This is a genomic window from Nitrosomonas sp., from assembly GCF_043753625.1.
In the GTDB taxonomy this organism is placed as follows: domain Bacteria; phylum Pseudomonadota; class Gammaproteobacteria; order Burkholderiales; family Nitrosomonadaceae; genus Nitrosomonas.
On the sequence record NZ_JAYUWI010000137.1, the window covers coordinates 21374 to 28633 of the forward strand.

General features: G+C 45.9%; 5 protein-coding genes. All 5 read right to left on the reverse strand.

Annotation, left to right across the window (positions count from 1 at the left end; genetic code table 11):
- Positions 1-21: 21 nt before the first annotated feature.
- The 5 genes from ACH10T_RS11730 to ACH10T_RS11750 all read right to left on the reverse strand — a co-directional run bounded on the left by ACH10T_RS11730 (position 22) and on the right by ACH10T_RS11750 (position 6755).
- Complete coding sequence (locus tag ACH10T_RS11730; protein WP_394809457.1) at positions 22-1284, reverse strand: hypothetical protein; 1263 nt, start codon at positions 1282-1284, stop codon at positions 22-24.
- A 142-nt stretch (positions 1285-1426) separates the two neighbouring features.
- A complete protein-coding gene (rsmA, locus tag ACH10T_RS11735) occupies positions 1427-2191 on the reverse strand; it encodes a 16S rRNA (adenine(1518)-N(6)/adenine(1519)-N(6))-dimethyltransferase RsmA (protein ID WP_394809458.1) in 765 nt (254 codons plus the stop codon).
- The gene (pdxA, locus tag ACH10T_RS11740) at positions 2181-3188 is read right to left on the reverse strand and encodes a 4-hydroxythreonine-4-phosphate dehydrogenase PdxA (protein ID WP_394809459.1); all 1008 of its coding nucleotides are present in this window, start codon (positions 3186-3188) and stop codon (positions 2181-2183) included. The genes rsmA and pdxA overlap by 11 nt, the downstream gene beginning before the upstream one ends.
- 2 nt (positions 3189-3190) lie before the next feature.
- The gene (locus tag ACH10T_RS11745) at positions 3191-4513 is read right to left on the reverse strand and encodes a peptidylprolyl isomerase (RefSeq protein ID WP_394809460.1); all 1323 of its coding nucleotides are present in this window, start codon (positions 4511-4513) and stop codon (positions 3191-3193) included.
- Between the two features lie 46 nt (positions 4514-4559).
- Positions 4560-6755 (reverse strand): LPS-assembly protein LptD, encoded by a 2196-nt coding sequence (locus ACH10T_RS11750; protein ID WP_394809461.1) that lies wholly within the window; start codon positions 6753-6755, stop codon positions 4560-4562.
- Positions 6756-7260 lie beyond the last annotated feature (505 nt).

The window sequence follows — 7260 nt, forward strand, 5'->3', positions numbered from 1 at the left end:
GAAACCCGCTTAAATGATCGATCAATGTTCCCTGAGCTTGATTTCAATTTTAGGTGTCCGGTGTTGCTCTGACGAAGGCAGACGGTTGAGTCCTAATACCGTGATGCGGTGCGCGGCGTTGAAGCTGGGTGCACCATCCTGGTCGCGCAGAATGGACGATACTTTGTATTCCAAGCTGTTGGCGTTCGGATTGAAGTGGATGTCATGGATCCAGATGCCTACCCGTTGCACTTGCTGATGCTCGCATTCGTAGGAGAGATCCCAGCCGGTCAGCATCGGCACGGCATAGTCGTAGGGTAAATCATTGATACGGAATGTCTGGGTGCGAACAATGCCATCGGTATTTTTGCGGCAGTTATTGGTTTTCCCGGCGCGGGGATTTAGTGCCAGGAAGTCTGCTCGCAATTTGACGCTGCTGCCGCGAATCTGGGCGGCGCGTGTTTTAATGCGGTGTGTGCGCGTATCGTTATCTTTGAAAATGGTTTGAGTGACCCAGTGCGGACTGCCGTCCCGGTTAGGCGAAGCGCCGGTTTGAGACAGGCTGTAGGCAGCTTGCAGCAAACGATAATCGGCGCGATCCGCCCATTTGCAGGGGGGGAAACGTAATTCGCATTCGAAGGTGTCATCAAACTGAAAATCAAATCCGCGCGGAATGATTGCAATCACATCATTGCCCTTTAGTGTGCCTTTGCTTCCCAGGTTCTCCACAGTAGCCACTGCGCCTTGAGTTTTATTCTGCTGCGCCGATGCTTCAATACCGTTGTAATCCCATTCAATCGCGGCATCAAACCAAACCGAGCGATAGCCGAATCCGCTATAAAATACACAGAACTCGTATGCATCGGCGCGATTCTGGTCATCCAGTTTGCCTTGTACTTCAAACACCAGGAAGGAAGAACCTGCGCTCTTAACTAGCTTGCTGTGGATAATGTCGGCTTTCATCGAGTTCACTTCGCGATCTTTTTGCAGATAACGCAGATCCCAGCCATTCAGCACGACGGTCGCACTATCCACGTAGCCGGGCATTTCGATCCATTGCAGCACGGTTGCGGCTTCTGCACCATTATCCCGCTGCATGCATTTGCTTCCTTCAATCAGGATGAATTTCCCCTCATCCTCAAAAACCGTTTTCCCTTCCGATTTAAAGGAGAGTTGTTCAAAAGGGGTTGAGATCTTGGTCTTATCCGTTGAATCAATCGTTTTCTTTTCTTGTGTTTTGGTTGCACAGGCAGAAAACGCGAATAGTATGAATAGCCCAAGAAGTATGTACAGATGTCGAATCATTCATACCCTCCAAAGATGAGTGTTGTGTCATGAAACAAATATTTGCGCAAATAATCCTGGTGGCTGTCCTCTCATTATGCCATCTTATCAATTATTCTCTGCCACAAGCCATGCACGCAAGCAAAAGATAATGGTGAGCTATTCAGGTCAGAAAATCTGCAATTGCGATAAATTTTTCTACTGACAAGTTCTCAGCGCGCAGCCCTGGATCAATATCCAGAGCACTAAAATCTTCCGCCTTCAAAAAATGATGCAATGTGTTGCGAAGTGTTTTGCGGCGTTGCGAAAATGCTGCTAAAACTATTTGTGCAAATAATGCTTCATCTTTAATGGCACGAGATGATTGAGAACGTGGAATCATCCGCACGATGGCCGATTCGACTTTGGGTATCGGACGGAAAGATTCTGCCGGAACGCTAAAAACATGCTCCATATCAAAGCGGTACTGCAACATGACAGAGAGACGTCCATAGTCCGGCGTTGATGGCGTTCCCACCATACGCTCCACAACTTCTTTTTGCAGCATGAAGTGCATATCCAAGATCTGTTCTGGGAATTGACTCAGATGAAACAGTAAAGGCGTAGATATGTTGTAAGGCAGATTACCGATAATACGCAGTTTCTCACCCAAAGCAGAAAAGTCAAACTTCAGCGCATCGGTTGCATGAATGGTCAATTTTTCTTGCGGAAATTCCTTCTCCAACTTGACTACAATATCACGATCGATTTCCACAACATCCAGATGATCCAGCACTTGCAGCAAAGGGCGTGTCAGCGCACCGAGGCCCGGCCCGATTTCAATGATTCGCTCACCCTTTTGCGGATAAATTTCATGGATGATTTGCGCAATGATCTGCTGATCAACTAAAAAATTCTGGCCAAAACGTTTGCGCGGGTTATGGTGCATGAAGAAACAACGCATGGTTTTTAGCTAGTTGCGCGGCCATTTCAATTGCGGTCAACAAGCTGCCGGGATTCGCACGCCCTGTTGCGGCCAGTTCCAGTGCAGTACCATGATCAACCGAGGTACGGATAATGGGCAATCCTAAGGTAACATTAACACCGCCGCCAAAACTGGCATGCTTCAAAACCGGTAGTCCCTGGTCATGATACATGGTAAAAATACAATCATATTGTTTGAGTTGTGAGGGACTAAACAAAGTATCCGCCGGAACAGGGCCGATCAACTGCATCCCCTCAGCACGCAATTTATTGAGCACAGGAATAATGACATCGATTTCTTCACGCCCCAGATGACCGGATTCACCCGCATGCGGATTGAGTCCCGCGACAACTATACGCGGATTATCCAGCATAAAACGGGTGATTAAATCACGCTGAATAATACGTAACTTGCTTTCGATGCTGTCCGGCGTGATCGCCGCAGCCACATCCTTGAGCGGCAAATGCGTTGTCGCCAGCGTCACGCGCATGTTTCCACCCACCAGCATCATAACTACCGCACTATGCGTCAGTTCTGCCAAAAACTCTGTGTGTCCGGTAAAGGGAATGCCCGCATCATTAATCACGCCTTTATGTACCGGGGCTGTGACCATGCCGTCAAATTCACCGGATCGACAGACTTCAACAGCACGTTCCAGTGTGGATAAAACATAGCTTGCGTTAGCCGGATTCAGTGTTCCTGGTATAGCCGTTTCCGCTAAGGGGACATGCAGAACTTGCAAGCTGCCCGCTTCATGTTGACTGGGCGTAGTGACTGAGATATCAATCAGCCTCAACGGAAGCTTGAGTTGCTGCGCACGTGCCCGCAACAATTCACTGTCTGCGATGACCACCAGATTACATGACAGCGGCTGCTGTGCAATTTGCACACATAAATCAGGGCCGATTCCTGCGGGCTCGCCAGCAGTCAGCACTAATTTAGGAATGAATTTATTACTCATGTTCAATGATCGCTATCTAAACGATGCTCCACATAGGCTTGATCCCGTAATTGCCGTAGCCATTCCTGAACAACAACATCAGATTTGCGATTTCGTATTGCTTGACGGGCTGACTGCCGGCGCCGATTAAGACTGATATCTTGCGAACGGCGTTCCAGTACTTGGATTACATGCCAGCCAAATTGTGATCTGACCGGATCACTGACTTGACCCGGTAGCAGAGCGTTCATCGCCCGCTCAAAGTCCGGCACGGTATCGCCCGGCGAAAGCCAACCCAGATCACCACCGGATGACGCGCTGGTATCCTCGGAATACAGTTTAGCTACTTCCGCAAAATCCTCGCCCTTACCAAGTCTTTCTTTAATCTGAATAATTTTTAGTCTGGCATCATTTTCTGAAGTCAGTTCGTTAATTTTGATCAATACATGCCGCGCATGCGTCTGATCAATGATCACTGTCGGCACTTCCTGAACACGTCTGCCAAGCAGTTTGAAAATATGAAAACCATTCGGGCTTTGGACTACTTGTGTCACATCCCCCGGTTGCAAGGGTGTCAATAATTCGGCAAATGCGGGCCCCATTTGGGTAATCGGGCGCCATTCAATGATCCCGCCTTGATTAGCATCGGCGGCATCGGAAAATTCAGCAACCACCTGCGCAAATTCCACCCCTTCTTTCAGTTTCTTCAGCGCCATATCGGCGCGCTCGGCTCTTTGCTGGATTTGGGCGGAATTCATATTTTCTGATACTAATATCAAGATATGCGCAAGACGGTATTCATCATTACCTTCGGCGGAGGTTTCCTGGGTATGCAGAAAATTATCAACTTCTCCTTCCGTCACATTCACCTGATTTTTAATCTCCCGCTCCTTCATTCGCGCCATGATCATTTCCTCGCGGATCTCATCGCGGAACTTGTTATAACTGATTCCATCCTTTTCCAACACCACATAAAATTCCGGCAAAGACAATTTATTTTCCTCAGCAATACGGAGTATGGTCTCATCCAGTTCACTTTCACCGACTGACAATCCCACTTCCTTTGCATGCTGTAATTGAATACGTTTGCTTATTAAAGATTCGAGTACCTGATTCTCTAATGTTTGTTGATTAGGCAATTGAGCGCCTTGCTGCTGCAGTCTACCGATAGCTATTTTGATGGCTTCATCAAGTTCTTGACGGGTAATAATACCCTCATTGACAACCGCCACGATATAATCAATCGATTTTGCAGCTGGAATAAACTCCGATTCTTGTGCAATAACATGAGCAGATAGAAATGCAATGAGTAATAGAAAAATGCAGGAATAGTTTCTGTTATGCATAGATTGATGATACTTGATGAATACGATTGGCGTGGCAAGTCAATGATCAGTGAACGCTGGTATACCCCGGAATACTTTGTTGCAGCGCCTGCAATGGATTATTGCCGATTCCCATTAGGCCCTTCAATTCCAGTTGCACAAAAACTGCGGTGGTTGTGGTTTGCGTTGCCGTTGTCAGCCGTTGTACGACAAACCGTAAAGCCCAGCAACATGCGTTATACTCAAAACCTGCCAATCCTGCGAGGATTTTGTCATCTTTCAGCGAATAATTTGCCCGGGCAACGCCGTGCCAATTCCCGGTAATTGGCCATTGAAATGAAGTATCCATCTGTTCCAGAACATTACGTGTAAACCGGTAACCAAGATTAAGTACCTTGCCCGGTTCCGGTTGGTAGCTGATACCGGTTCGCACCTTCTCAATCCATAATTTGGATTCATCCATTTGAATGTTGGAATCGGTACTAATATGGGGTGTCAAACGCCCTGAAATAGCCGCAATAAAATCCGATTTTCCGCTGGTAACCTGGGGAGGAAGGAGTAATACTCTGGGGTCGGTAAAATTAACTTGTTGCCCTATTGCAAGCCGTAAACGCTCAATTCCCGTCTCTTGTTCAACGAAACGCGATGTCAATGCGACTGTAACACGGTTGGCATCATTAATGCGATCACTGCCGCTGAATCGATTTTCAGTGAGCATTTGCGCAAAACTAAAGTCATTAACCGCCGAATCAAAATTCGGCAGATAGTTTTGATTCCGGTATGGCACATAGGTATAAAATATGCGCGGCTCTAGAGTCTGAACAAAACTCCTGTCGCCTAATTGTAACTTCCGATCAAATGCAATACCGCTGTCTACGCTAAAAATCGGAATGGCACGATCGATATTTTCCCCTTTATTTCCTGCCGGTGTATCCAAACTATATTGCGTATAGTGCAAGCCGATTTTAGGCGTAATGTAGCCATATTCATTGCGTAATGGCGCACTGACACTGGGATAGAATACAAAGCGTTTTCCATCAACGAGGGTAGGATGATAAAAATTTGTCCAGCTACTGTTGAGCTCAAAATCCAGCTTCCCTACATCGCGCTTAATGGCATTCATGGAAAAATGCGGCAACCGTTCATAAGGAGATACAAACAGCGCCAATGGATCCTGGATTGTTTGAAAACGTTGCGCAAATCCGGTGAAACTCACTGCCCCGTTTGTTCCTAATCTGCCGTTATAAGAGACTCCGCCTTGTTGCGACAAGTTGGTCAAGCTGGTTTGGGCAAGATTGGGCGTAAGCTCACGAAAATAACGATCGTCCGAAACTTGGTTGTAATTAAGAAATCCTTGCCAGCCTTTCCCAATATTTTGTGTATGTGTGAATAAAACACCCCAGCGGGTTTGATTGGTGTGGATATCATGCGGAAGAAAATCGAACTGCAGGTGGCCATTCATATTCTTATTGCCGATATACCGCACTTCGTTACTCAGCAGGAAACCACGCTCAGTCATAATACGTGGCGCTATGGTGGCATCAATGTTGGGTGCAATATTTAAATAAAACGGAAGCGCGACATCAAACCCGGTTTTTACATTATAGCCCGCAACAGGTGCCAGCATTCCTGATTTGCGTTTGCCACTATAGGAGAAATCTATCCAAGGCGAATACAGTATGGGCGTATCTTTAAATACAACGCTAACATGACGTGCGGTGCCTACTTCATTTTTGTTATCAATTTCCAGCTCTCTGGCACGAATATGCCAACCATTGTCACCTTCCGGACAAGTAGTGTAATTGGTTTCCTTCAACCGGTAATTGTCTTTACCTTCAAATAACAGCATGTCGCCGACACCACGCCCCTTCCCTTTTTTCATTAAATAACGCGGCTCTGTTAGATAGCCTTCTTCAGTTTTCAGATTAAGCTGAAGATGTGCACCTTTCAAAGTATCTTTAGGTCTCTCCAGGCGTACATTTCCTTCAACTTCGGTATCTTCAGTCTGTTGATAGTATTTCATGCGATCCGCGGTGAGTACATTATCGCCATCATGTAATACCGCATCGCCGACTGCTTCAATTTCCTGCTTGTAATAGCCTGTAATACGATCGGCTTCGATCTGCACCGGTTTCTTTTGCGGTTTGATTATTGGCTTTTGTTCGTGCTCGGGTTTAACGGATAATTCATTCGCTTGACTGGTTAGCGGCAGTATAAACAACAGAGCTAAAACGAATATATTCTGCAAGAATTGCATATTCATTACGAGACTATTTTTGCGGGATACAGCAAGCTGATACAAATTATCCCTGCTATCACTATCTCAAATCGATCAATTTGTTTCATCGTACAAAACTGATTGAATTTAAAATGAAGTAAATTCGCACTGTGCGGTAACGTCTGTCTAGCTGGTTCAATTATTCATGCTCCCTTTTCCCTTATCTGTCTACTATATAACCATACCAATAATTGATGAATATACTTATTCGCATCGGCGAAGATAGCATTATACTATTTCTTCCAGTAGCTTATCTATCGAAGAACAGAATTTAGATTGCGAAGATGGAAGATTATCTATTCTTTCTAAATATCCAAGCAGTTTACTTGTTCTCTGCGTCACATCCAGGGCAATCGAGCTTAAATTACTCCAATAATGCGGAGCAAATAATCACCTGATTAGAAAGATTCTTCAGCCAAACCCGATTTTCTCTATTATAAAGCGCATACTGACCCAAACAAACCCATCAAAGAGAAATTGCCATGGCCAT